The sequence below is a fragment of the Arthrobacter sp. FX8 genome, assembly GCF_026723805.1.
Classification (GTDB): domain Bacteria; phylum Actinomycetota; class Actinomycetes; order Actinomycetales; family Micrococcaceae; genus Arthrobacter.
In genome coordinates this window covers 3,111,484-3,136,381 of the sequence record NZ_CP113505.1, presented here as the reverse complement: position 1 = coordinate 3,136,381, position 24,898 = coordinate 3,111,484, and the positions used below count along the sequence as shown (strand labels likewise).

20 protein-coding genes and 3 pseudogenes are annotated in these 24,898 nt (G+C 65.9%); 12 read left to right on the top strand and 11 right to left on the bottom strand.

Annotated elements, in window-relative coordinates; genetic code table 11:
- Positions 1-209 precede the first annotated feature (209 nt).
- The 3 genes from OUO20_RS14685 to OUO20_RS14675 all read right to left on the bottom strand — a co-directional run bounded on the left by OUO20_RS14685 (position 210) and on the right by OUO20_RS14675 (position 3,032).
- Entirely contained in the window at positions 210-749 is a 540-nt protein-coding gene (locus OUO20_RS14685; RefSeq protein ID WP_134165512.1) for a hypothetical protein, read from the bottom strand.
- A 59-nt stretch (positions 750-808) separates the two neighbouring features.
- Positions 809-1,630, bottom strand: coding sequence for a hypothetical protein (locus OUO20_RS14680; RefSeq protein WP_224084126.1), 822 nt, complete (start codon positions 1,628-1,630; stop codon positions 809-811).
- Between the two features lie 523 nt (positions 1,631-2,153).
- A complete protein-coding gene (locus tag OUO20_RS14675) occupies positions 2,154-3,032 on the bottom strand; it encodes a MurR/RpiR family transcriptional regulator (RefSeq protein WP_026265989.1) in 879 nt (292 codons plus the stop codon).
- A 101-nt stretch (positions 3,033-3,133) separates the two neighbouring features.
- Between OUO20_RS14675 and OUO20_RS14670 the strand changes: the two genes are divergently transcribed.
- The 3 genes from OUO20_RS14670 to OUO20_RS14660 all read left to right on the top strand — a co-directional run bounded on the left by OUO20_RS14670 (position 3,134) and on the right by OUO20_RS14660 (position 6,251).
- Positions 3,134-4,528 (top strand): MFS transporter, encoded by a 1,395-nt coding sequence (locus tag OUO20_RS14670; RefSeq protein WP_442781086.1) that lies wholly within the window; start codon positions 3,134-3,136, stop codon positions 4,526-4,528.
- A 116-nt stretch (positions 4,529-4,644) separates the two neighbouring features.
- Positions 4,645-5,016: a GAF domain-containing protein gene (locus OUO20_RS14665; RefSeq protein ID WP_268002033.1), complete on the top strand. Its 372-nt coding sequence runs from the start codon at positions 4,645-4,647 to the stop codon at positions 5,014-5,016.
- The gene (locus OUO20_RS14660) at positions 5,013-6,251 is read left to right on the top strand and encodes a metal-dependent hydrolase family protein (protein ID WP_268002032.1); all 1,239 of its coding nucleotides are present in this window, start codon (positions 5,013-5,015) and stop codon (positions 6,249-6,251) included. The genes OUO20_RS14665 and OUO20_RS14660 overlap by 4 nt, the downstream gene beginning before the upstream one ends.
- Before the next feature lie 70 nt (positions 6,252-6,321).
- On the opposite strand, the gene OUO20_RS14655 is transcribed toward OUO20_RS14660, so the two are convergent.
- The 3 genes and pseudogenes from OUO20_RS14655 to OUO20_RS14645 form a co-directional block, all read right to left on the bottom strand.
- Positions 6,322-7,290: an SRPBCC family protein gene (locus tag OUO20_RS14655; protein WP_268002031.1), complete on the bottom strand. Its 969-nt coding sequence runs from the start codon at positions 7,288-7,290 to the stop codon at positions 6,322-6,324.
- 177 nt (positions 7,291-7,467) lie between these two features.
- Positions 7,468-10,041: pseudogene (locus tag OUO20_RS21725) on the bottom strand (exo-rhamnogalacturonan lyase family protein); the annotation flags it as partial.
- A gap of 226 nt (positions 10,042-10,267) precedes the next feature.
- Entirely contained in the window at positions 10,268-10,423 is a 156-nt protein-coding gene (locus OUO20_RS14645) for a hypothetical protein (protein ID WP_018770695.1), read from the bottom strand.
- 227 nt (positions 10,424-10,650) lie between these two features.
- Here OUO20_RS14645 and OUO20_RS14640 point away from each other — a divergent pair, with 227 nt between their 5' ends.
- Positions 10,651-11,262: an NADPH-dependent FMN reductase gene (locus OUO20_RS14640; RefSeq protein ID WP_018770694.1), complete on the top strand. Its 612-nt coding sequence runs from the start codon at positions 10,651-10,653 to the stop codon at positions 11,260-11,262.
- 93 nt (positions 11,263-11,355) lie between these two features.
- On the opposite strand, the gene OUO20_RS14635 is transcribed toward OUO20_RS14640, so the two are convergent.
- A complete protein-coding gene (locus OUO20_RS14635; RefSeq protein ID WP_018770693.1) occupies positions 11,356-11,832 on the bottom strand; it encodes a sensor histidine kinase in 477 nt (158 codons plus the stop codon).
- A 169-nt stretch (positions 11,833-12,001) separates the two neighbouring features.
- Here OUO20_RS14635 and OUO20_RS14630 point away from each other — a divergent pair, with 169 nt between their 5' ends.
- Complete coding sequence (locus tag OUO20_RS14630; protein ID WP_056391631.1) at positions 12,002-12,754, top strand: ZIP family metal transporter; 753 nt, start codon at positions 12,002-12,004, stop codon at positions 12,752-12,754.
- Between the two features lie 12 nt (positions 12,755-12,766).
- Here the strand turns inward: OUO20_RS14630 and OUO20_RS14625 are convergent, their stop codons facing one another.
- Both OUO20_RS14625 and OUO20_RS14620 read right to left on the bottom strand, forming a co-directional pair.
- Complete coding sequence (locus OUO20_RS14625; RefSeq protein WP_018770691.1) at positions 12,767-13,471, bottom strand: ABC transporter ATP-binding protein; 705 nt, start codon at positions 13,469-13,471, stop codon at positions 12,767-12,769.
- Between the two features lie 26 nt (positions 13,472-13,497).
- Positions 13,498-14,601 (bottom strand): FtsX-like permease family protein, encoded by a 1,104-nt coding sequence (locus OUO20_RS14620; protein WP_268002030.1) that lies wholly within the window; start codon positions 14,599-14,601, stop codon positions 13,498-13,500.
- A gap of 166 nt (positions 14,602-14,767) precedes the next feature.
- Between OUO20_RS14620 and OUO20_RS14615 the strand changes: the two genes are divergently transcribed.
- The 5 genes and pseudogenes from OUO20_RS14615 to OUO20_RS14595 all read left to right on the top strand — a co-directional run bounded on the left by OUO20_RS14615 (position 14,768) and on the right by OUO20_RS14595 (position 18,702).
- Positions 14,768-16,087, top strand: a complete 1,320-nt coding sequence (locus OUO20_RS14615) for a sensor histidine kinase (protein ID WP_268002029.1) — start codon at positions 14,768-14,770, stop codon at positions 16,085-16,087.
- Positions 16,080-16,738: pseudogene (locus tag OUO20_RS14610) on the top strand (response regulator). Before OUO20_RS14615 ends, OUO20_RS14610 begins: the two are co-directional and overlap by 8 nt.
- 86 nt (positions 16,739-16,824) lie before the next feature.
- A pseudogene (locus OUO20_RS21720) lies at positions 16,825-17,894 on the top strand (AMP-binding protein); the annotation flags it as partial.
- Between the two features lie 78 nt (positions 17,895-17,972).
- On the top strand, positions 17,973-18,437 hold the full coding sequence (locus tag OUO20_RS21715; RefSeq protein ID WP_442781141.1) for an AMP-binding enzyme: 465 nt from the start codon (positions 17,973-17,975) through the stop codon (positions 18,435-18,437).
- Positions 18,438-18,516: 79 nt separating this feature from the next.
- Entirely contained in the window at positions 18,517-18,702 is a 186-nt protein-coding gene (locus OUO20_RS14595; protein WP_268002027.1) for a hypothetical protein, read from the top strand.
- A 188-nt stretch (positions 18,703-18,890) separates the two neighbouring features.
- Here the strand turns inward: OUO20_RS14595 and OUO20_RS14590 are convergent, their stop codons facing one another.
- Positions 18,891-19,409: a GNAT family N-acetyltransferase gene (locus tag OUO20_RS14590; RefSeq protein WP_268002026.1), complete on the bottom strand. Its 519-nt coding sequence runs from the start codon at positions 19,407-19,409 to the stop codon at positions 18,891-18,893.
- A gap of 127 nt (positions 19,410-19,536) precedes the next feature.
- Between OUO20_RS14590 and OUO20_RS14585 the strand changes: the two genes are divergently transcribed.
- On the top strand, positions 19,537-20,775 hold the full coding sequence (locus tag OUO20_RS14585; protein WP_268002025.1) for a sensor histidine kinase: 1,239 nt from the start codon (positions 19,537-19,539) through the stop codon (positions 20,773-20,775).
- Positions 20,776-20,834: 59 nt separating this feature from the next.
- Here OUO20_RS14585 and katG read toward each other — a convergent pair whose 3' ends face one another.
- Complete coding sequence (katG, locus tag OUO20_RS14580; RefSeq protein ID WP_268002024.1) at positions 20,835-23,129, bottom strand: catalase/peroxidase HPI; 2,295 nt, start codon at positions 23,127-23,129, stop codon at positions 20,835-20,837.
- Between the two features lie 573 nt (positions 23,130-23,702).
- Between katG and OUO20_RS14575 the strand changes: the two genes are divergently transcribed.
- Positions 23,703-24,812: an SDR family oxidoreductase gene (locus OUO20_RS14575; protein ID WP_268002023.1), complete on the top strand. Its 1,110-nt coding sequence runs from the start codon at positions 23,703-23,705 to the stop codon at positions 24,810-24,812.
- The last annotated feature ends 86 nt before the right edge of the window (positions 24,813-24,898 follow it).

The following is a 24,898-nucleotide window of genomic DNA, read 5'->3' as shown; positions in this document are numbered from 1 at the left end:
GGCCCCCGTTCCGACGCAGTGCGCTGGAACGCGGCGCGTGCTTAAGCGTCTGCCCGTCTGGCGGCGGGGGGCGCAGTTGTTCCCGGCTCGCGGCAAGGCGGCCACGGCGGGGCACCAATAGCCGCCGGAATGCTTCACGCTAGTGAGGATTCTTCATCTCGTCGACAAACTCCTGCGCTATCTGCGACATCAGGGTCAGTGCCTCTTCCTCAGTTATCGCCGCACCTGTGTTGGCACCCATGTCCAGAGACACCGTTCCGGCAAGGACGCGGAGCCCCGACCCCAACAGCGTTGCCGTCGAAGGATTCCTTGGTCAGGTACGCCTTCTCACCAATGTCCGGACCAGGGAGAAGTTGAATGGTGAACCTCTGGGGTCCATTGGCTGAGGAAAGTGTCTGGTCAAACATGGCGCAGCGAGCCATCAGCTCCGGGCTGTAGTCAAAGTCCGCTTTGGCGAGCGTCTCCCGAGGCGCGCTCCGCACATCAAAGAGAACCATGCCCATGCCTCGATTGCCGGCGTTGAAGATCTCGGCCAGCGCGAAGCCCATGGAGGGATCCAATTGCGCCTCGTGCTGCCACGACCTGTGGAAGACGTTGCATTCACCTGGCTCGGTCGGACCGAGGATCGGCGGAGTCGATCCAGACGCCGGTGGTTGGGTGATCAAGGCATAGGACTTGCGGACCATGGCTGTGTCTTCGGCCCTTCCGCCGTAAGGCTCCAGCACTTTGCTGCTGGCTTCTGGATGCATCGGGGTCCTCCTCCCGTTGGTTTCCGTCCCAGAGCTTGTTGGGGCGGGCAGGGGCTGTCTCAGAAGTCGATCCCCTTGACCAAGGTGACGAACTGTTCCTTAACCTGCTCTTCGGTGGGTCCAGCTGGTGAGATCAGGATCTCTGCGACGAATATGGCCATGTTCTGGCCGCGGGCCACCATCAGTGACATGTAGGTAACCGGTACATCACTTGGCGGCCGGAGAGCCTTGGGTCCGCCCGGGTCTGATCGGATTAGCAGGATTGCTTTGTCTCCAACGCCTTCGATGCTTTGGCCATCAGGCGGCATAGGCCCCGAGAGCGCGGACGCACCGCCTTGATGGAGCTCGATGGCGAATTTGAGCGAGTCCGCCCCGGGCGTACCCAGAGCACCAAATTGGTACCGACAGTTACCCTCACCCGGGAGAACCTGCGCCTGCGTTGTGGTGCCAAAGGCCTGCTTGAGCGCGTCTACGCTTACCAAGGCACATACGGGATTGTTCGTCTCAGTCTGGGGACCGACGGGCGGGGCGGGCGGTACACGGAGTTCAGCCCCGTTGCCCCACCCGCCCTCGACAAGGGCCTGGGCAAGTGCGCGCGCCGCGGCGTCGCCGTCCGGTCCCGGGGTGTCCGGTGACATTGGCGGCATGGCCACGATCCGCAGGTCGAGCGACTCGTTGCCGCGGACAGCCTTGAGCACCGTGTTTGCCGACGCCCCGCCGGACTCGCCGCGGAACCAGCCCGACCACTGCATGCATGCGAAATCACCGATGCCCTCAATGACCGAGCAGTCCGGTGTCTTTTTCGTTTCGGCGATCTCCGCCGCCGACGCGGGTGAGGTCAGTGAAACGGTGAGCGCAAGGACCTTCTCCGCCTTGCTCATGTAACTGCACACATACCCCTGGCTCCCCGCCGGTTTGCCCCCTGGGCCCATTTGGGCCAAACCAGGATCGATCTTTACGGCGATCTCGGGTGTGATCAGGTCACAGGCCGGACTGCCCGACTTGGCTGAAGCTGACCGCGTTGGTCCGGACAAGGGGGACTGCATTGGTTCGGATGAGGGCGACGCTGTTGGTGACGGAGGCGCACCGCCTTGCGCGCACCCTCCGAGGAGAAGGGCCTGTGCCGCGACAAGCGCAAGACCTTTCCACGGGGAAAGTTTCCGGTCAGCGCTCATTGCTTTCCCCTCCACCTCCAAAAAGCTGCCAAGCATCCGGCTGTTCTAATGCGCTGATGCTATGGGTGTGAAGGGCGGGTCGAAAGAGGCTAAGGACCCGCTGAAAAGAGAAGACGTGAACCGCTGAACATCACCGTGAGTTGTTCCGATGAAGCCGCGCGCACATCAGTACCGATACACCGGCCACCCACCTGAACGGCTACCTCTGCCGGTCCTATCATTGGGCAGCTTATGAACTGGGCCGCGGGTGCATGATCCGCATCTGGTCCCAGGTGCGTTCCGAAGCCGCGATACTCCGCGTCGACCGATCGCGATCCAAGGAAGCGAGCTCAACAGCCACAGCCTGCACCGCCGCCACTGCGCCCGTCAGGGAGGGGAAGAAGCCCGCACTTTCGGCAGGCACCACAATCCGGTCCGTTGCATGTTCCGCAACCGGTGAGCTGGCGGTGTCCGTGATGGTAACGATCCTGGTGCCGAGACTGTGTGCGATGTCCACGGCCCGGACGGTGCTGTCATAGACGCGCCAAAGGCTGATGGCAATGACCAGATCGTCCGGCGTCAGGCGAGCCACAGCATTGGTCAGTGCCGCCACGTCGGCGTCGAACAGCCTGACGTCGTACCCGGCAATGATGGCGTTGTGTTCCAGCGCCTTACCCGGAATGGCATAACTGCCGGCAGCAATAATGAGGGTTTGCCGCGCACCTGCGATGGCCTCGGCAACCGCATGGACCACGCCCGGATCCACGGTCCGCTCCAGGTGCGCCAGGTTGGACCGATCGGTGGTCAGCGAGGCCTGCGCCGGGCTGCTGACGTGGCCGTTGTGTTCGGCGGCGATTTCGACTGCGCTCAGCGATGCGAGGAACCGGGAGCGGAGCTCGAATTGAAACTCAGCCCACCCCTTGAAACCAAGCGTTTGGGCGGTGCGGGTCACGGTCGACGCGTTCGACGATGCCGCGGCCGCTATGTCGCTGACTGAACCGTAGGAGGCCAGCCGGGGCTGGGATCGAAGGACACCCAGTACCTGCAGCTGCCGGGCTGCAAGCTTGCGTCCCTGGGCCTGGCCGTCGAGCCATTCGGTCAAGGTGGCGCTGTTAACTTCTTGTTTCACCTATTGACCTCCGCAAGTGATCCACGTAACTTCAATCTACATGCACGGATCTGTGCAAATTCTAAAAACTGTACAACTTGGCCCACTTCGGCAGGATTCCCATGTCTCTAACAGCTCGCCTGGACCGGCTCCCACTCAGTCGTCCACACTACAAGCTTCTCCTTATCGGAGGGCTTGGATACTCCTTTGACGGCATGGACGGCGCGGTCGTGGCCTTCCTGCTGCCCCGCATCCAGGAACTCTGGGGCCTCAGCACGGCGTCCCTGGGCCTGGTTGGCTCCGCTGCACCGCTGGGCTTCTTCTTTGGCGCTATTCTTTCCGGCTGGATGGGGGACCGGTTCGGGCGCAAGAAGGTCATGCTGTGGGCCCTTGCCTTCTACTGCGCCATGTCCGTGGTTGCTGCCATGGCGCCCAATTTTGAAGTCTTCCTCGTTGCACGTGTCCTTGCAGGGCTCGGCGCTGGCGCGGAAAGCGTCATCATCGCCCCGTTCCTCTCAGAGTTCATCCCGCCCAAGCGGCGTGGCTGGTTCATCGGGACGCTGGCCGGGTTCTTCTCCTTCGGCTTCGTTGCCGCCGCATTCATCGGACGGTTCGTCGTCCCCGTGGGCGACGACGGATGGCGGTGGGCGCAGGTCATCACGGCAGTTCCCATCCTGCTGCTCCTCTGGTGGCGCCGCAGCCTGCCTGAATCACCCCGCTTCCTCATGAGTCAAGGCCGTGCGGCGGAGGCCCAACGCGTGGTTGAAGGCTTCGAGCAGAAGGTCCTCCGCGCAACAGGCAAGGAGTTGCCGGCAGTGGAGGAAGGCGTCGAGGATATTGCCAAGCATGGGCAAAAAATCAGCATTTGGAACGCCCTGAAGGTCATGTGGTCGCCGGCCCTCCGTCGCAGGACCGCCGTGATCTGGCTGATTTGGTTCGTCATCACCTTCTCCTACTACGGATTCTTCTCCTGGATCCCCACCCTTCTTGTGGGGCGCGGAATCACGGTCACCAAGAGCTTCGAATACTCCATCATCATTTACCTGGCCCAAATCCCCGGCTACTTCTCCGCCGCCTGGCTCTGCGACCGCATCGACCGCAAGAACACCATCGCCCTGTACCTGGCGGGCTCGGCCCTCAGCGCGTTCTGGCTCAGCCAATCCAGCGATGCCGGGATGATCCTGGTGGCGGCAGCAACGCTTTCCTTCTTCCTCAACGGCACCTACGCCGGCGTTTACGCATACACGCCGGAACTTTTCCCCACGTGGATGCGGGCTACCGGCGTAGGGCTGGCAAGTGCCGTTGGCAGGGTGGGAAGCATCCTGGCCCCGTCCATCATCGGTGTGTTCGCCGCAACCCTGGGCTTCGGCGGTGTCTTCACCATGACCACGGTGGTCCTGGCAGTCGGCGTTCTGGGTGTGGTCATCTTTGGAACGTCGACAGCGGGCAAGTCCTTGGAAGATATCAACGCCCGCACTGAACCGGAGCGCCCGGCCGTAGTGGGAGGCGGCAAATGAACGGATCGAAAGTCGACGCAGCACTCCAGGCCGTTTACGGAGAATTGCGCCAGGAGCCTGGGGTCATCCTGTTCACCGCCCTCCGTTGGCTGCAGGCAGACTCCGTATTGCGGCGTGTGTTCACCAGCCATCCAGAGGAGTACCCGCTGGGTGCTGAAAAGTCAGTGGAAATCTCTGCAGGCTGGCTGGAAACCGTCATAGCTAAGCAGCGGCCATTCCTGGCACCCGATCTGGAGTCGCTGGCCGAAGTGTTTACTGATGTTGCCCTGATTCAGTCCCTCGGATGCGGTGCGGTCATCAATATTCCCGTGGTCTCCGGCGGTGCGGTGGTGGGTGTGTTGGCACTGCTTGATGCCGAGGGAAAGTACACCGATCGGAGCCTCAGCACCGCATCAGCAGTTGTGTCCGCTGCGACCGAAGAGATCGCGTCGGCCTTTATCAATTCAGACCAAACCGTCTTTACCGGAAAGGAAGCAGTCCGCCCGTGACTCAATCCACCCAACCACTTGTCATTAGGAACGCCAGTGTCCTGGACGTTCACGTCGGCACCTTCTCGGTCGCCGACGTAGTCACAGCAGACGGAAAAATCAGGAGCGTAGAGAAGGGTGCGGATGCTCCGGAAGAAGCGCAGATCATCGACGGAACGGGCAAATATGTCATCCCGGGCCTCATTGACGCCCACGTGCACGTCGTGGCCTCGAGCGCGGACTTCCGTTCGCTGACCTGGACTCCGCCCTCCTATGTGTATGCGCAGACCGCCCGAATCATGCAGGGTATGCTGCGGCGGGGCTTCACCACCGTCCGTGACCTTTCAGGTGCAGATTTCGGCCTGGCGAAGGCGCAGGCCGAAGGGCTTCTTGAGGGTCCCAAGCTTCACTTCTGCGGGCGGGCCCTCAGCCAGACGGGTGGCCACGGCGATATGCGCCTTCCCGGCGAGGACCATGAGCCAAACCGCAAAGGCTGCTGCGGGATCGGCCGGGTTGCCGATGGTGTGGACGCCGTGCGCGCCGCGGCCCGTGACGAGCTCCGCAAGGGAGCCCACCACATCAAAATCATGGCCTCAGGAGGGGTATCGTCCCCCACCGATCGCATCGACTCCACCCAGTACTCGCGCGATGAAATGCGGGCCGCCGTGGAGGAAGCGGAGGCGGCCAACCGGTACGTCGCCGCGCACGCCTACACTGCCCGCGCCATCAACCGGGCCCTGGAGGCAGGAGTCAGGTCGATCGAACACGGCAACCTTCTTGATGACGAGAGCCTTCGTCTCTTCCTGGAAAAGGACGCCTTCCTGGTGCCCACCCTTGTGACATATTGGGCCCTGAAGGAAGAAGGACGGGAGTCCGGGCTGACGGAGGAGATGTGGGCCAAAGTGGATTCTGTCCTAAACAGTGGACTTGAAGCCATTGCCCAGGCCCACGAAGCAGGCGTGAAGCTGGTCTACGGTTCAGACCTGCTGGGCGGCATGCATCGTCACCAGAACGAACAGTTCAGGCTGCTGGGAAAGGTCCAGCCGGCCATCGGCGCTATCCGTGCCGCGACCACCACGGCCGCCGAGTTGCTGGGAAGGCCCGGTGAAATTGGAATTATCGCGCCCGGAGCGGACGCCGACATGCTCGTCCTGACGGCTGATCCGGTACAGGACATTGCTGTGCTTGCCGACATGGCTGACCATCTTGAGTTCGTCATCCAGGACGGCGCCGTCATCCCGGGGGCCGCAAACTAAGCAGTGACGGCAAAGCGCCGCCCGCCTTTGGGGGAAAGGCGGGCGGCGCTGGTTCTTCGGTTGGGACGGGTCAGTGGCCGCCGAGGTTGCCACCCACAGGCGGAAGGCCGCCGTCGGCGTTTCGGTCGTCCTCGCGCCGTTCGCCGGCGCTCAGGTTTTCGCCGGCAACCGTGTCATCGGACTCGCCGGTGGTGTCCACGAGGCCGTTGGTCTGGTCAAAAGCGTGGCCGATCCTGTCATCGCCCAGGTCGGCGACCGAGCCGGTGGAGCCGGCCCCCGACGTCGTGCCTGGGGTTGTGGTATCAGTTGTCCCCGTGCCCGGGTAGGCGCTGCCGGTGGTGGCGCCGGTGGTGAGGGGCTCTGCGGGTACAACCGGTTCTGCCGGGACCGCGGGAGTGGTCTGCGTAACCGTCACGTCACGCGTTTCGGTGTCTTCCTTGTTGCCGCTGGCAGCCATGGCCGCTGCTGCGCCCGCAGCCGCTGCGATGCCGACGCCGGCCGCAACCTTGCTGGAGACGCCGGCCTTGCCGGAATCGCCGCGGGAGCCCCCTGCATGTTCAACACCGGGCGTGCCCACAGCTGAGCCGGCATTGACGGATCCGCGCCAGGCGCCGCTGGCGTAGCCTTCGTCCTCAACAAATTCCTTGAACTTCTGCAGGTCCGATTCCGCCTGCCGGTCCACGACGTTGAGCTTGTCGCCCACCTTCTCGATCAGGCCTTCGGGCTCGTATTCGAGGCTCAGCCGGATTGAGGTCTGGCCGCCTCCCACGTCCTCGAACTCCACAGCGCCGGCGTTCGTGGCACCTTCGGTCGCGGCCCACGCAACTTTGCGGTCCGGGACCTGCTCCAAAATCTTGGCTTCCCATTGCCTGCGGACGCCGCCGATCTCGGCCACCCATTCCAGCCGGTCGTCACTGAGCTGGGTCACGCTCTTGACGCCGCCCATGAAGTGCGGGAATTCCTCGAACTGGGTCCACTGGTTATAAGCGGTGCTCACCGGTACGTTCACCAGAATGCGTTTTTCCACCTTCGTGCTCATAACGTCTCCTTCGCTTTGCTACCGGAAACCAATGACTCGGGAAGAATCATCAGCATGCTTACTAACATACCTTTTGATCTTGGATGTTTCCAGAGTCCAACTTGGTCATGGGGGAAAACGGACGACGGCGGCACCCGGCCAGGTGCCGCCGTCGCGGTTTTGTGCCACGCAGGAGTGTCAGTCCAGGTACCGGCCCACGAGCGCCAGGTTCTGGATGACTGCCAGCCCGAACTGGGCGGTGTCATTGGTGGACACCGTCGGCGCCTCGTCCACGGGCGCCAGCACGTGGGGCGGCTCGATTTTCCGCAGGGTGAAGGCCGATTCGTGGTTCAGGTGCTCCCCGCCTTCGGCAAAGCTTTCCCATGCCCGGGCTGCCAGTTCGGGGTCCTGCAACCTGGCCGCCGCGTAGGCCGTCAGCCTGCTGTGGGCCTGGGTGAGATGGATGCCGTCGAGCGGCCGGCCCACGGCTTCCACCTGTTCCTCCTTCGATGCCAGAAAGAGCCGGCAGTACTGCAGCCAGGCCCGCTCGAACTCCGGGTCCGGCACCAGGTCCACCAGCTCGCTGCAGATTTCCACCAGGCCGAACACCGCGCTGAGGTGTGAGACCTGCATCTGCTCGCGGCCGGTGTCGAACCGGCCCTTGTCCAGGTCATACAGCGCTTCACCGGTGAGGAAGCCGTACTTGAGCGCCCCGATGTCCGCCATGGTGCCCAGCAGCCGGTCGCGGGAACGCGGGTTGCCGGTGCGTTCCCAGTCCGTCAGCCAGGTTACGGCGAGGGAACCCCAGTCCGTCCCCAGCCCCACGCCAAGTGCGCCGCGGTTGGGGCGGTAGGTGTCGGCATCCGGGCGGACCTTGCGCACGGGGTCAAGACCCAGGAAGTTCTGGTCGCTGTCCACCAGTTCGGTCAGCAGGTCCCCGGTGCGCTCGTCCGCCGTCAGGTAGTAGTAGAAACGCCGGTAGGCCGGCGTGCTGATCCGCAGCTGCTTGGCGCTGCAGCCCCAGTGCTGGACGTTGTGCCGTGAGCCGAGCCCCTTCCAGGGACCCAGGTGGTAAACGTCCACTTCTCCCGTGTGCCGGGTCATGGCCTCGGCAAAGCGGAAGATGTCCGCCCGGCCGGAGCGCAGGTAGGAATACCAGAGCCACAGGTCGGGGGACAGTTCCGAATTGTCCCAGGCGTAGCCGCCCACGTCGTACCGCCACACGTGCCGGTCAAAGTCGTAGGTGTGCATCACGTCGCCGTAGTTCCAGAAGCCGTACCAGCGCCGCTGTTCCACCTGGCCGGCGTAGAAATCGAACAGGAAGTCCAACCGGTCTTCAAGCACGGCCCGCGCGGGAGTGCTCCGGTCCACCGGATCCCAGTCGCCAAAGACGCCCGCCGAGTGCAGATACTCCGGTGTGGCCTGCAGCAGGGCCGGGGTGGCAGCGGAGGCGGCGTCGGCCGCGAGGCTTTCGGTGGGCGCGGTGGCATCGTAGGCGAACAGGGTCAACTCGTGGGTGCGGGCAATTCCCGTGGGGTTGCCGAAGCCCGGCTCATAGTCCTCATACGTGATTTCCAGGCCGTCGAGCTGTTCCTCGAACGTTTCCTGGCCCAGGCCGTCGTGGTAGAAACGCAGGTCCATGGGCTGGGCCTCGGGGAGAACAGCCACGCCGTGAGCGAGGCCTCGCCGGTGGCGGCGCCGCGGATGTCCAGCTGGCCCGGGTGGGACTGCCAGAAGTCCTTGATGCCCACCCCGAGTCCGCCGCGGGTATCGCTCAGGGAGCAGAAGCCGCCGGCGCGGGTGCCGCCGGTGATTCCCACCCAGCCGTGGCCGGCGGCGGTGCGCTTGCGCAGCTCGAATCCGTCGGCGCTGAGCTGGCTGAGGGTGTAGTCGCCCCACGTGGGAACCAGGTGGAGGCGGGTCGAGACGTCAGGATTCCAGGTATCCGGCGGGGGAGTGGGGCGGCCGTTAATCTGCGCCTCCCGTACGTCCTCGCCCGGGTCGCGGCGGAGTCCGGTGAGGCCGCGGACTGCCTCGGCGAGGAACCCGCCGTCGGCTCCGGCGATGCGGATGTGCCGGTTGTGCAGCTCCGCCGCCAGTGGCACCGTGAACCGCACGCCCAGTCCTGCCAGGAAGTCCTGGTCCGCGTCTCCGTCCCAAATGAAAGAGTGCACCATCCGCACGCTGCGGGCGTTGGCATGGAAGTAGAAGCGGACCACAAACGGCAGCCAGTCCCGCTTTCCGCTTTCTGGAGTGTCCGGACGGTGGTTGCCTTCCAGCCGCACCACCGCCCGCACGGGGCCGCTTTGTTCCAGGACGACGGCGGTGACCCCGCCGGTGAAGGCGTCCCGGCCAACCGTTCCCGCGCCCTCGGGGACGCTGTCCTGCAGCAGGCTGACCAGCCGGGCGTCCCGGGCAACTTCCCGCCCGTTCCGGGAAAGGGTGCTGAACAGGGTGGAACCGCCGCGGTTGATCACCATCTGCAGGACGCCGGTGTCCACGGTGAGGGTGTCCGCACTTTCGGTGACCGTGACGGACGCGCCGGCCGACGACGGCTGCCTGGGTTCGGCGGCCGTGCCGCCGTCGGCCCTCACCTGATAGGTGTCCGAGGGCGTGTCCGTTGCCGGCAGCGCAATGCCCGCCCACTTCAGGGACCCGTCCGGCCAGGTGGCCAGGGGCCAGGCCTGGTTGGGGACCGGCGTGCCGCTGCCGTCCGCAACTGACAACGCCTCCACACCTTGCGCGGTGCCGCGCGGGAACGGCATCCCCCACGTGGTTCCGCCGCTGATTTCTGCGGGTACCTGCCCGTCGATCCACCTGATGAGGGTGTTGTCCGTCATGTCATCCAATTCCACTGGTGATTGCTGCGCGCGGAAGTCCCGATAGTGGGAAAGCGCTTTCTCGATGACCTACAACGTAGTAGACAGGTGGCGTGCGTGCAAGGGGATTTTGCCAGGCGGGACGGTTGGCTGCTGGGCCGGGGCTGGCGTCCGGGCGGCTATTTCCTGGCGGGGTCCCCGTCGTCGTCTGCTCCCTCGGCGGGGTCCTGGGAGTGGACGCGGATGTCGGCAGGGTCGGCGTCCGGATCGCCTTCGGCGGGCGATTCAGCGTGGACCCGGTCGTCGTCGTCGTTCCGTGAGCGATCTTCAGTCATGGCTGCTCCTCGTGGCGCTGGTTCGCGGTACCCCTCATTCAGCGCTTCGCTCCATGACGTGTCAAGGACCTCCCACGCACTCTGGCCGCAGCAGGGCTTGTGTGCTGGACTGGTGAAGCAGTGAGCACCAACCGCCGTTTCTTCGCCCCTCCGGGCTGCTGGGACGGCGCCATTTCCAACCCAAACCGACCCAGCCGGCGCGGCCCGGCTGTTGGAAAGGACCACTCATGGCAACGTACAAGATCGGATATTTCGTGGGCAGCCTGGCCAGCGGCTCCATCAACCGGGTTCTGGCCAAGGCCCTGATCAAACTCGCGCCCGGGGAACTGGAATTCACGGAGATCCCAATCAAGGACCTCCCGCTGTACAGCTACGACTACGACGCCGACTTCCCGCCGGAGGGCCGGGCCCTCAAGGAAGCCATCGAGGCCGCGGACGGGATCCTCTTCGTGTCCCCGGAATACAACCGTTCCATCCCGGGAGCCCTCAAGAACGCCATCGACTGGGGATCCCGGCCCTGGGGCACCAACTCCTTTGCCCGCAAGCCCACCGGCATCATCGGCGCCTCACCTGGCAGCATCGGGACGGCCGTGATGCAGTCCTCCATGCGGGCCGTCCTGAGCTTCCTGGACGCACCGCAGCTGAATGCGCCGGAGGCCTACGTCAAGTACGATCCCAAGGTTTTCGGCGACGACGGCGAGGTCAAGGACGGGTCCACCGCCAAGTTCCTCAGCCACTACATGGAAGAGTATGCGGCCTTCGTGGCACGGGTCCTGGCCGCCAACGCGCCCGGTCACATCGGCGACCTGGAACCGGACGCCGCCAAGCTTTCCCGCTGATTCCCTGGCGGGTCTTCATAAGGCGTACGGATGCCCGCCGTCCCAGCAACGGCGGGCATCCGAGTCTTTATGCCGGCATCGCGAGCCGGCGGGTCAGTCCAGCGGCAGCGTCACCGTCACGCTGGTGCCTTGGCCGGGGCTGGAACTGATCTCCACTGCGCCGCCCGCTTCCTGCACGGCGACCGCCATGAGCCGCAGGCCGTAGCCGTGGTGCCGCCCGCTCTTGGCGAGGATGCTGTCGAAGCCCGTGCCGTCGTCGGCCACTACCAAGCGGATGCCGTGGTCAACAGCCGCCAGCTGGATGCTGAGCGTGGACGCGGACGAGAATTTGAACGCGTTGCTGAGCGCCTCCCGGGCCGACTGGTACAGGAGGGACGCGCAGTCCGCCGGGATCTCGACGCCCCAGTGCGGAGTATCCCAGTGGACCGAGGTCCCGCGCTGCCTCAGAGGGGCGGTAAGCCGGTCAATGCACCCGGCCAGTCCCAACGTGTGGAAATCCAGCGGCTGCTTGTCCGTCAGCACGCCTCCCACGGTTGTGACCTCGTTGTCCAACGCTGTTCTGCTTCCCATGACTTCCTGCTCCCCACAAGCTGGTTTGGTCCTATGGCTAAAGCGTGGACCTGCAATGTCTAGGGATGGCAAGGTTTGCCTCAAGATCCCATCAATTCTGCGCGTGGAGGGTGACCGGGTGCACTGCTGCCCCTTGTTTCATTGCCGCCGCGCTGGGGACGGAAGAGGTATGCCTACCTGGTTGATGTCACTTGTATGGGGCACCGGTGCCGGTGCTGCCCTGGTCCTGGGAGCTGCCGTGTCCTGGCGGTGGTCCATCCCCTCCAAAATCGTCTCGACGGTCATGGCTTTCGGCGCAGGTGTGCTGATCTCGGCCCTTGCCTTTGAACTGGTGGACGAGGCGGTCAAGGGCGGTGGCCTTTGGCCCACGGTGGCGGGCTTCCTGGCGGGGGCAGTGGTGTACGTGGGCGCCAACGTGCTCCTGGCCAGGGCCGGCGCCAAGCACCGCAAGCGGTCCGGGGACCAGCAGCCCTCCGAAAAGGACAATCCGGGCAGCGGCACCGCCATCGCCGTCGGTGCACTGCTGGACGGCGTCCCGGAATCGGTGGTCCTGGGCGTCGGCCTGCTGGCCGGCGGAGCGGTGAGTCCTGCCATGCTGGCAGCCGTCTTCATCTCCAACGTGCCGGAGGGCCTGTCCGGCACCGCCGGCATGAAGAAGGCGGGCCGGAGCAGGGGGTACGTGTTCGGGCTCTGGGGCGGCATTGCGCTCCTGAGCGGAGTGGCAGCGCTGCTGGGATATGTGGCGCTGGAGGACGCCCCGGATGAGCTGGTCGCATTCATCACCTCCGTTGCCGCCGGCGGCATCCTGGCCATGCTGGCGGACACGATGATTCCCGAGGCCTTCGAGGAGCACCACAACCTGACCGGACTCACCGCGGCCGTGGGGTTCCTGACGGCGTTTACGGTGCACCACCTGGGGTGAGGACAGGGGCCCCTACGCCCCCGTCAGCACCGGCGCCGTCAGCCTGCCGTCCCGCATGGTGGCCACCACGTCCGTCAGCGGCACGAACTCGGTGTCATGGGTGACCATCACGGTGGCCACCCCGAACCCGGTGGTTACCTGGCGGAGGAGCCCGATGATCGAGGCGCTGCGTTCATGGTCCAGAGCGGCGGTTGGCTCGTCCACCAGCAGCACCTTGGGGCTGCCCATGAGTGCCCGGGCGATGTTCACCCGCTGGCGCTGGCCGCCGGAGAGCTGGTGCGGCAGTTTCCTGGCGCTCGCGGAGAGGCCAACGACGTCCAGCAGTTCCGCGGCCTTCGTCCGAGCCGCCTTGGCAGGCTTTCCGCGCAGGTGGTCGCTGATGATGAGCTGTTCGACGGCGGTGAGCGAGGGCAGCAGGTTGGGCTGCTGGAAGATGATGCCCACCTTGTGCCGGCGCAGCGCGGTGAGCTCCTTGTCCCTGAGGCCACCGGTATCGGTGCCGTCAATCATGACCTGCCCGTGGGAGGGGCGGACCAGGGTGGCGGCGACGGCCAGGAGGCTTGATTTGCCGGAGCCCGAAGGGCCCACGAGCGCAACCAGCTGGCCGGCCGGGGCCGTGAGGCTGACCCGGTCCAGGGCGGTGGTGGTTCCGCCGCCGTCCGGATATTCGAGGGTGACGTTGACCAGGCTCAGGGGAGCGGGGGTGGGGGAGGGCATGATGGCGTTCCTTTCGTAAGGGTGGATTAGTTGCCGCCGAGCGCCAGGAGCGCGTCGACCTTGGTCACGCGGCGGACCGCCAGTGCGGCGCCGGCCAGGCCCAGGGCAACAATCCCGACGACGGGAAGCACCGTGGTGCCAGCGTTCAGCAGGAACGGGGCAGCCTGGGCGGCAAGGGAACCGGCCGCGACGCCCACGGCTCCACCTACGGCGGCACCGGCGGTGAGGACGATCGCGGCCTGGGTCAGGGCGTCCCGGAGGATGTAGGCACCGGGCGCGCCCATGGCTTTCAGCACGGCAATGTCCCGGGTCCGCTGGATGGTCCATACGGTCAGGAATGCCACGATCACCAGTGACGAGATCCCGTACAGGAACGCCTGCATCAGGGTCAGGGACCCGTTCTCGCTCTTGAAGGAGCCCAGCGCCTGGAAGGACCCGGTGCGTGAGGCGCTGACCGTATGCGCGGCTGCGTCGACGGCGGCGCCATCCACCGTGGCCCCCGGGGCGTAGGTGACGGCGACGACGGTCGCCAGCTGTCCGCCGTCGGACACGTGCGCTGCCTTGGCCCACGCCGGCAGGGCCGTCCACACCACGCTGGTATGTGCGTACCACTGATCCGGCACCACCGCGGCGACGGAAAGCTCCGCGCCGCCCAGGGAGACTTTGTCGCCTTGGCCGGCCGACAGAGCCTCCGCAACCGAGGTGCCCAGCACCGCGGTGCCGGCGGACACCTCAACGGGTGCCAGCGGGCTTCCCGGGGAAACGCCGAAAACCGCCACGTTGGCCGTGCCCGACCCCTTGGCGGTCTGGGCCCGGGCCTGGGTAATGCCCAGCGGCTCTGCGGACCTGACGCCGGGCTGGTTCTTCCAGCGCTCCACCTGGGCGGCCGTCACGGAGCTTTCCGTGTAGGACGCCTTGGGGGTGGCGGAACCGGGAGCGCCGAAGACGATGGTATCCACCGGCCTGGTGCCGGCCGCGCCCAGCTTGTCGATGGCCGACGTCGACTGCTCGGCCAGGCCCGCTGTCAGGCCTGACAGCATGACCAGCAGGAGGGTGATCAGGGCTACGACGCCGCCCATCATGGCGAACCGGCCTTTGGCGAAGCGGATATCGCGGATTGCCAGGAACACGTTGTTTCTTCTCTCAGCAGGGGTGGATTCTTGTGTCCTTCCACTCTCCCGGGGGCTGCCCCCGGCGGCATCGCGGGGACGGTTGATCCTCCGGGATGGAAGGGTTGAGCCGGGAGTCAACCGTTCGGTTGATCCCCTGCAGGCGGTCCCGGCATAAGCTGGGGAAATGCCTGCCACGCCCCTGCCGCAACCACCGGAGAAGGCCGGCGGCATCCCCGCGACGGGGCCGTTGGATGCGCTGGAAAACGCATCGTCGGCGGCAATCCTTCGGGTCCTGCGGGTCACCCTGCACACGGGGTTCGCGGTGCTGCTGGCCGTGGCCCTGGTCCGGATGCTGATGTCCGGTGGTTCCCTGCGCTGGCTGTGGGCGGGCGCCGCCGTGGTCCTCGCTGCTGTGTACCTGGCCGGAACGGTCCTCGAAAAGCGCCACGCGGAAGCCCGGATCGGCTTCAACCCCCGCCGTTACGGCCTGCTCTGGCTGGCCCTGGTCACGGGCTTGTGGGCGTTGCTGCTTGCCGGGAGTGCGGACTTTGCGTGGCTGGCGTTCCCCATCTTCTTCCTGCACCTGCACCTGCTGCCCCGGCGGGCTGCGCTGCTGACCATCGCGCTGATGACGGTGGCGGTGGTTGCCTCCCAGTGGGCTGCCAGCGGCGCCCCGGTGCCGCACGCCGCGGCCGTGGTGGGCCCTGTGCTGGGTGCGGTCTTCTCGGTAATCACCGGGTTGGCGTACGCGGCCCTGTACCGCGAGGCCGAAAACCAGCGGCGTGCGGCCGACGAACTGCGCCGGACGCGGCAGGAGCTGGCGAGGTCCCAGCACGACGCCGGGATGCTGGCGGAGCGGGAGCGGCTGGCCCGGGAAATCCACGACACCCTGGCCCAGGGCCTGTCCAGCATCGTGCTCCTGGGACGGGCGGCGGAGCAGTCCCTTGCCGATGGTGATGCCGCGACCGCATCCTCACGGCTGGCGCTGGTGCAGCAGACCGCCGCCGACAACCTGGCGGAGGCGCGCAGCTTCGTCCGCGGCCTGTCCTCGCCACAGCTGGAGGGGACCACTTTGGTGGAGGCCCTGCGCCGGTTGTGCGGCAAGACGGAGGCGGGCGCTGCGGCCGCTGGGGTGGCGCTGCGGTGCCGGCTGGAGGTGGACGGTGAGCCGCAGGATCTGCCCCAGCCGGTCCGCGTGACCCTGCTGCGGGCGGCGCAGGCGAGCCTCGCGAATGTCCGCGAACACTCCCGGGCAGCGAACGCCGTCGTCACCCTTGCCTTTCTGGGCACCGAGGTGACCATGGACATTTACGACGACGGCACGGGCTTTGATCCCGCCGCTGCGGCCGGTGCCGCGGACGCAGCGGACGGCAGCGGGTTCGGGCTGCGCTCGCTGCGGGAGCGGGTCGCCGGATTGAACGGGACGCTTGCACTGGAGTCCGCGCCCGGCGAGGGCACCGTGGTGGCCATCCGGCTGCCGCTGGACGGTGGTCCCCGTGGGTGAGGTGCGCGTCCTGCTGGTGGACGACCACCCCGTGGTCCGTGCCGGGCTGCGTGCCATGCTCACCGGAATCGAGGGCATTTCCATCGCCGCCGAGGCCGCTGACGGGGCCGCTGCGCTGAAGGAACTGGCCCGGCTGACGGCGCTAGGCGAGGCGCCGGATGTGGTCCTCATGGACCTGCAAATGGGCGAGGGGATGGACGGTGTCACGGCCACTGCCGAGATCCGCAAACTTCACGCCGCTCCGCCGGTACTCATCCTCACCACGTACGACACCGACGCGGACATCCTGGCGGCCGTCGAGGCGGGAGCCAGCGGGTACATGCTGAAGGATGCGCCGCCGGACCAGCTGCGGCAGGCGGTTTTGCAGGCGGCTGCTGGCGGGACGGCCCTGGCGCCGCGGGCGGCTGCGCTGCTGATGGACCGGATCAGCAACCCCGGCACTTCGCTGACCCCCGGGAGGTGCAGCTGTTGGAGCTGCTGGCCACGGGCCTGTCCAACCGCGCCATCGCCAGGCAGGTCTTCATTTCCGAGGCGACGGTGAAGACCCACCTGGTGCACATCTACGGCAAGCTCGGCGTGGACAACCGCACCGCCGCCATCGCGGCCGCTGCCCAGCGGCGCATCATCAGGCCGCCGGGCGGCAGGGGCTGACCTGCAGTACGTTTATTCCACTGCGTTACAGAGGCCGCTGTTTCCAGGTGCCGCTGTTCCAGGTCACATTGTTCAAAGGAGAATGAATGTCCCGTCCGGTCCCAGCCGTTGATGCCCTTCTTTCCACCTACGGTGCGGCCGACGCCTGCGCGGCCGAACTCCTGTGTGACAGCCACGATCCCAACGCCGTTGCCTTTACGGTGGTTGGTGCCGACCTTTCCGCCGAGGACATCACCTACGGCGAGCTCCGGGAACGCTCGGAACGGGGAGCCGCCGCCTTGGCGGAGTTGGGAATAGGTCCGGGAGATGCGGTGGCCACCCTGATGGGAAAGTCGGCGGACCTGGTGGTGATGCTCCTGGCTATTTGGCGCCGCGGCGCCGTCCACGTGCCGCTGTTCACCGCCTTCGCGTGGCCGGCCATCGAGCTTCGCCTCACAGCCTCCGGCGCAAAGGCTGTGATCACCGACGCCGACCAGCGTGCGAAGATCCAGGAAACCGCCGCCGCCGTCGTGGTTGCCGGCGCAGAAGCATCCCTGCCGGACCTGGCGCTCACGCCGCTCCTTGCCAGGCAGCAACCGGGGATCGCGGCCGAAGCTGTGGGAGGTGACGGTGATTTGGTGCTGATCTTCACGTCCGGAACCACCGGTGCACCCAAGGGCGTACCGGTGCCCGTCCGGGCGTTGGCCGCGTTCCGCCAGTACGTCGAGCTGGGCCTGGACGTCAGTGACGAGGATGTTTTTGGAATGCCGCAGATCCCGGCTGGGCCTACGGCCTGTACTACGGGATCCTCGGTCCCATGGCGGCAGGGCGGCGGAACCTCCTGCTGCGCCCGGGTTTCTCGCCGGAACTCAGCTACAAAGTGTTGGAGGCGTTTTCCGTCACCAACTTCGCGGCTGCCCCCACCGTGTACCGCACCATGCGCGCGAAAGCCGGCGCCGGAATCAGTCCTTTCCACCTTCGGCGCGCCTCGTCCGCCGGCGAACCGCTGACCCCGGAGGTGATCAGCTGGGCCCGGGAGGTGCTGGGGGTTCCGGTACGGGACCATTACGGACAGACCGAACACGGGATGATGATCATCAATGCCTGGCATGACGGCGTGCGGACGGAACTCAGGCCGGGTTCCATGGGTCGGCCCCTGCCGGGGTGGAGCTGTGCGGTCCTCAAGGACAACGCCGACGAGCCGGCCGCGCCGGGTGAACTGGGCCGGGTTGCCGTCAATGTGGCAGATAGCCCCATGATGTGGTTCAAGGGGTACCAGGACGCACCGGAAAAGACGGCGGAAAGATTCAGTGCGGACGCCAAGTGGTACCTGACCGGCGACGCGGGCATGGTGGACGCGGACGGCTACTATTTCTTCTCCTCCCGTGATGACGACGTGATCATCATGGCCGGCTACCGGATTGGCCCTTTCGATGTGGAGAGCGTCCTGGCCACCCATCCGGCGGTCCTGGAAACTGCCGTGGTGGGCGCTCCCGACGAACTGCGCGGAGAAGTCCTGGAGGCTTATGTTGTCCTGGCGGAAGGGACCACCGGCAGTGATGCCCTGGTGGCCGAACTGCAGACCATGGTCAAGACGCAGTTCGCCGCACACGCCTACCCGCGCCGCATCCACTTCGTTGAGGACCTGCCAAAGACGCCGTCGGGCAAGCTGCAGCGCTACATCCTGAGGCAGCAGCGGGCCGCGGAACTGGGCCGCTGACTTCAGGAGATGGCCGCCTTCCGGCGCCTTTTGGGTCGGGGGCTGTTAGCGTGGAGGCCCAGCCACAGAAGGAGGAGCGATGTCCATCAATTCACCTGATTCACTGCCCGGGGATGAGCCGCCGGAAGGCTCGGCGGCCGGCAAAGGCAATGCCGACGGCGGGATCCCCGGTGGTAAGGACGGCGTCGGGATTTCCGACGGCGCCGAGCCCAACACCTTTGAACCGGAAGAGGATCCGGATGCCGCGGCGGGGCCAACGGACTGAGTTCCGATGAGATCGAGCAGTGAGTTCCGCTCAAGGTTGGCTCAAGATTGGCCGAAGGTGCCGGTTTTGGGCATTTAGGCAGGCTACCGACCGGTAATTTCTTAACTGCTTCCACGTCAGTTCCCCGGCAGGAAGCATTGGAGGCCCCTGCGCTGGAGCTAGACTCGCGCGGGGGCTTTCCCCATGGGCTAGGCGTTCTCTATCCAATAGCGGCGCTTGCCGTTGCGCGTGTCTTCGTACTGCCCGCCATTCTTTTCAATGGTGGCCCTCGATCCGGCATTGGCCTCGTCGCAGGTCAGGAGCACCCGTTCGATCCCCAGCGTACGCGCCAGGGGAAGCGCGTCTGCCAACGCTTTCGCTGCATGGCCGCGCCGCCTCGCGGAGGGCCTGACGCTGTAGCCGATGTGCCCGCCTTCGTTGAGGAGGTAGTCGTTCAAGCTGTGCCTGATGGCCAGCGAGCCGAGGAACGTGCCGCCGTCGACAATCCACAGGTAGGTGCAGGGCACGTAGCCGGGCTTCCGCACCGTTTCCGGCCTGGCGTCTTTGATGAGGACGTCAACGAACCGGCTGAACGCCTGTGCACCGATGAGATCGTCCGGGGACCAGCTGTCTGCGCCCGCACCGTCCTGCCGGGCACCGGCAAACTCTGCCGCTGCCTCAAGCCAGGATGAGTGGAGGCTGACGTCTGGTGCGATGAGCTGGGCCATGAGAAGATCCTATGCTGCGGATGTGCCTGCGTTCCGGCCGTGCACGGTGAGCGCGTTCCCGGGAAATCGCTGCTGGCCTGTACTATCGGCCCCGGACCCAAATTTGCGGTCTGAAAGGGGACAATTCATGGCGCGCACTCAGACGGTAACTGCAGCTCCCGCGGATGCGGCCGGGCGGGACGAACTGCTGCAGGAATACGGGTTCGCCTTTGCCGCTGACGAAGGATCCACGCACACCCCTGACGAGCTGTCTACGGAACCCCTGAAGAACCTGGTTCAGTTGGCCGCCAAACTTTGCGGCGTCCCCTTCGGCGTGATCAATGTTGTCACCTCCGATCAGCAACAGCAGGTGGCGGCCGTCGGCTTTGAGGCCGCCGTCTGCGCCCGCGAAGATTCCATGTGTTCACAAGTCTTCCTTTCGGGGAAGCCGACCGTTGTCCCCGACGCATCCCTGGACCCCCGCCTCGCATCGAATCCGTTTGTGACAGGGGAGATCGCCTCCGTGCGGTACTACGCGTCGGTGCCCCTGGAGACCGCGTCCGGGTTCGTGCTGGGCTCCCTCTGCGTCTTCGCCAATACCCCGGGCACCCCTGGGAAGGACCACCTGGGCATGCTGGAGATCCTGGCCCGCCAGGCCGTCCAGCTCCTGGAACTCCAGCGGCGAACCCTCCAGCTGAACAGCGCCCTCAGCGAGGTGCGCGAAAGCAATGCCAAACTGGCGGAGTTCGCGGGACGTGTCAGCCACGACCTGCGCGGACCCCTCACCACCATGCTGGGCTACGTGGAGATGGCCGGGGACGAGGTGGACGGCGACCACCCTGCGGCCGAGTACCTGCAGATCATCGATGCCAGCGGGCACCGGATGCTCGCCATGCTTGAAGACGTCCTGACCTACTCCCGGATGGGCGGTGCCCTCCAGCGGCAACGGGTCTCCCTCCAGACGGTGGCAGCAGAGGTCGCCAAGGATCTGGGCCTGTCCTTCGGCAGTGGCGCCGTCCTGGACGCCGAGGCTATGAAGCTCCATGTGGATCCCGGCCAGCTGCGCACGCTCCTGCAGAACCTGGTGGCCAACGCAGTGAATTACCGGAGCCCGGACCGGGACCTCAAGGTCCGCATCAGCGGTATTTCCAACTACCACGGAACCACGGTGTTTGTGGCGGACAACGGCAAGGGGATCGCCCCGGAGGACCGGCAGCGCGTCCTGGAACCCCTCGTCCGGCTCCACAGGGACGGTGACGGACACGGCTCGGGTCTGGGCCTGGCAATCGCCCGGCGCGTTGTGGAAGCCCACGGTGGAGAGCTGAGCCTGAAAGAGACGCCGGGCGGCGGCACCACCGCGGTGATCAGCTTTCCCGCCGGACCCTGACAATCGCTTCAAAGGAGTCAGGGCCGGCTGCGGTATGCAGCCGGCCCTGACTTAGGGGTCTAGTTCAGGTCGAAGCGGTCCAGCTCCATGACCTTGGTCCAGGCGGCTACGAAGTCGTTGACGAACTTCTCCCGGGCGTCGTCGCTGGCGTAGACCTCGGCGAGGGCGCGCAGTTGCGAGTTGGAGCCGAAGACCAGGTCCACGGGGGTGGCCGTCCACTTCAGCTCACCGGTGGCGGCATCGGTAATTTCGTAGACATTTTCCTCCGACTCGGACGCCTTCCATTTGGTGCCTGGTGAGAGAAGGTTGACGAAGAAATCGTTCGTCAGGACCTGCGGCCTGTCCGTAAGCACGCCGTGGCCGGCGCCGCCCACGTTGGTGCCCAGGGCACGCATGCCGCCCACCAGCGCCGTCATTTCCGGCGCGGAGAGGTCCAGCATGTAGGCCTTGTCCAGCAGGAGGGTCTCTGGCTGGAGCTTCAGGCCGGGCCGCAGGTAGTTGCGGAACCCGTCAGCCCGCGGCTGCAGGTACTGGAATGATTCGACGTCGGTCTGCTCCTGGGTGGCGTCCGTGCGGCCGGGCCGGAACGGCACAGTCACGGGGAACCCTGCGTCGGCAGCGGCCTTTTCCACCGCAGCCGCGCCGCCCAGGACGATCAGGTCGGCGAGGGACACGTTCTTGCCGCCTGCCTGGGCTGAATTGAACTCATCCTGGACACGCTCAAGGGCCTGGAGCACGGTGGACAGCTGCTCCGGTTCGGAGACGTCCCAGCTGCGCTGCGGCTCCAGCCGGATCCGGGCACCGTTGGCGCCGCCACGGCGGTCCGTCTTGCGGTAGGTGGCAGCCGAGGCCCAGGCCGTGCCGGCCAGTTGCGGGATGGTCAGGCCGGAATCCAGCAGCTTGGCCTTCAGGGAGGCGACGTCCTGGTCGTCAATCAGTTCATGGTCGACGGCGGGAACAGGGTCCTGCCACAGTTGCGGCTCCGGGACCCACGGGCCCAGCATGTGGGGCCCCACCGGGCCCATGTCGCGGTGCAGCAGCTTGTACCAGGCCTTGGCGAACGCCAGGGCGAACTCGTCCGGGTTCTTGAGGAAGCGCCGTCCGATCGCCTCATAGACGGGGTCGAAGCGCAGCGACAGGTCCGTTGTCAGCATGGTGGGCCGGTGCTTCTTAGCGGGATCGTGGGCGTCCGGGATGATCTCGGGGGCGTCCTTGGCCACCCACTGGTGGGCGCCACCCGGGCTCTTGACCAGTTCCCACTCGTACTCGAACAGGATCTCCAGGAAGCGGTTGCTCCATTGCGTAGGCCTGTCCGTCCAGGTGACCTCAAGGCCCGAGGTGATGGTGTCGCCACCCTTGCCGCTGCCGTAGGTGCTGAGCCAGCCCAGGCCCTGTGCCTCAAGGTTGGCGGCTTCCGGTTCGGGACCCACATGAGCATCGGCGGGGCCGGCGCCATGGGTCTTGCCGAAGGTGTGGCCGCCGGCGATCAGCGCGAAGGTTTCTTCGTCGTTCATTGCCATCCGCTTGAAGGTCTCGCGGATGAACGCGGCAGCGGCCACCGGGTCCGGGTTGCCCTTGGGGCCTTCGGGGTTGACGTAAATCAGGCCCATTTCGGTGGAGCCGACCTCTTCGGACATCTGCCCTTCGCCGACGTAGCGCTCGTCGCCGAGCCAGGCATCCTCCGGGCCCCAGAAGATCTGCTCGGGCTCCCACACGTCCTCCCGGCCAAAGGCAAAGCCGAAGGTCTTGAAGCCCATCGATTCCAGGGCAACGTTTCCGGCCAGGACCAGCAGGTCGGCCCAGGAGAGCTTCTGGCCGTACTTCTGCTTGACCGGCCACAGCAGGCGCCGGGCCTTGTCCAGGTTGGCGTTGTCCGGCCAGCTGTTCAGCGGGGCAAACCGCTGGCTGCCGTCACCTGCTCCGCCGCGGCCGTCCTGGACGCGGTAGGTGCCTGCGGCGTGCCAGCTCAGCCGAATCATGAGGCCGCCGTAGTGGCCGAAGTCCGCCGGCCACCAATCCTGCGAGGTGGTCAGGACCTCGGTGATGTCACGCTTGAGTGCCTCCACGTCCAGCTTCTGGAATTCCTCGCGGTAGCTGAATGACGGGCCCAGCGGGTTGCTCGCCTGGCTGTGCGCATGAAGCACGGAAAGGTCCAGCTGGTTGGGCCACCAGTCCTGGTTGGTCCGTGGCCGGTGCCCCTTGGGCTGCGGCGTGTCAATCGCCGGGTTTTCACTTTCGCTGCCCTGGGCCGTGGCGCTGCCATGGGCTACGGGGCACCCACCCCCAACCTTCTGGTCCAGGCCCTGTGCGCTCCCGGGCGTGGGGACCGGGGGATGGTCTTGGGGTTCGGTCATGTGCTTCTTCCTTCCGTTGGGCCGAGGCCGCGGTTGGACTCGGGCAGCCGGTGCAACCCTCCTATTGGAACATAGACGCGGGGGAGGGAAACCCCTCTTTTCCAGGAGGGATCCGTTCTCCAAGTGAGGGAACGTAACAGTTGGTCAACCGGTTGGGAGGCTGCCGCTGCCCCCAGCCATAATCAAAGTGCGGGTCCTCTCTCAGTCAGTCCGCACTCTCCATTTCTTCCCACCCTTTTGCGTGGGACTTTCGAAATTTCAGGAAACAACTTCATGGACGGTTCAAGCCTTGTAGCCCTCTTCCTTGCGAGGAGCGACGACACTGCCACCAGCGCGCTGCCGCGTGCGCCCAAGAGGGTTCGGGTAAAGAAGCCCAGCCTGTCACCCTGGTCAATCCTGCGGGGGCGGACGGCAAGTGTGCTGCACCGCCTTGCGTGGGCGATTGAGCCTGACACGGAGGGCACCTTCTAGCCCCCTCCGCCTCCACCTCGATTGAGCGGCGGAATATCTGCCTGACGCTGGGGCTTGTCGCAAGGGGGCGTCGTCGGACAACCCTGCAGCAGAAGGAGCACTATGACCATCGGTTCAGGAACAGCAGCGGGAGCAGGATCAGCAGCGGGCAACGGGCGGACTGCCCTGGTGGTGGGTGCCACCGGCATCGCGGGGTCCGCGCTGGTGGATACTTTGGTTGGCGAAGGCTGGGCTGTCCTTGCCTTGTCCCGCAGGCCCGGAGCTGAGCGCCCTGGCGTCCGGTGGCTCTCGGCGGACCTGACCTCAGCTTCCTCCCTGGCGGCTGTGCTTGGTCCGGAGAACCCCTCCCATGTCTACTTCACCGCGTGGTCGCGCCGGGCCACCGAGGAAGAGAACATCGCCGTCAATGCCGGCATGGTGCGTGATCTCCTCGGAGCACTGCAGGGCAAGGACGTGTCCCACGTCGCCCTGATGACAGGCCTTAAGCACTACCTGGGACCGTTCGAGGCGTACGCGGCCGGGGAGATGCCGGACACGCCCTTCCATGAGGAGGAGCCGCGCCTTCCAGTACCCAACTTCTACTACGCCCAGGAGGATGAACTCTGGGCGGCAGCGGCTGGGCAGGGCTTTACCTGGTCCGTGCACCGCGCACACACCGTGATTGGCCACGCGGTGGGCAACGCGATGAACATGGGCCTTACGCTTGCTGCGCAGGCCACCCTGTGCCGGGACAGCGGGGAGCCGTTCGTGTTCCCGGGATCCGAGACGCAATGGAACGGCCTCACTGACATGACGGATGCAGGCCTGCTGGCCGAGCACATGCTCTGGGCCTCCACCACCCCGGAAGCCGCGAACCAGGCTTTCAATATCGTCAACGGTGACGTGTTCCGCTGGCGGTGGATGTGGCCGAAACTCGCCGCCTACTTCGGCGTGGAGTGGGAGGGGTACCAGGGAGAGCCCCGTCCCCTGGAGCAGTCCATGGCGGGGCGCGGGGACCAGTGGCGGCAGCTCGCCGCCCACCACAACCTCAGCGAGCCGGAGCTGGACCGGGTGGCATCCTGGTGGCACACGGACGGTGACCTGGGACGCGGCATCGAGGTGGTGACGGACATGGGCAAAAGCCGGGACGCCGGCTTCATGGGATACCGGCGGACGCTGGATTCCTTCACGGCCCTGTTCGACCGCTACCGCGCCGATAGCCTGATTCCCTGATCAAGGAGGCCCAAAGAGCTGTTCGGAGGGCCCGCGTACGCCGTCAGTGAACCCCGAAACTTCCTCCAACAACGCCCGGTTAAGTC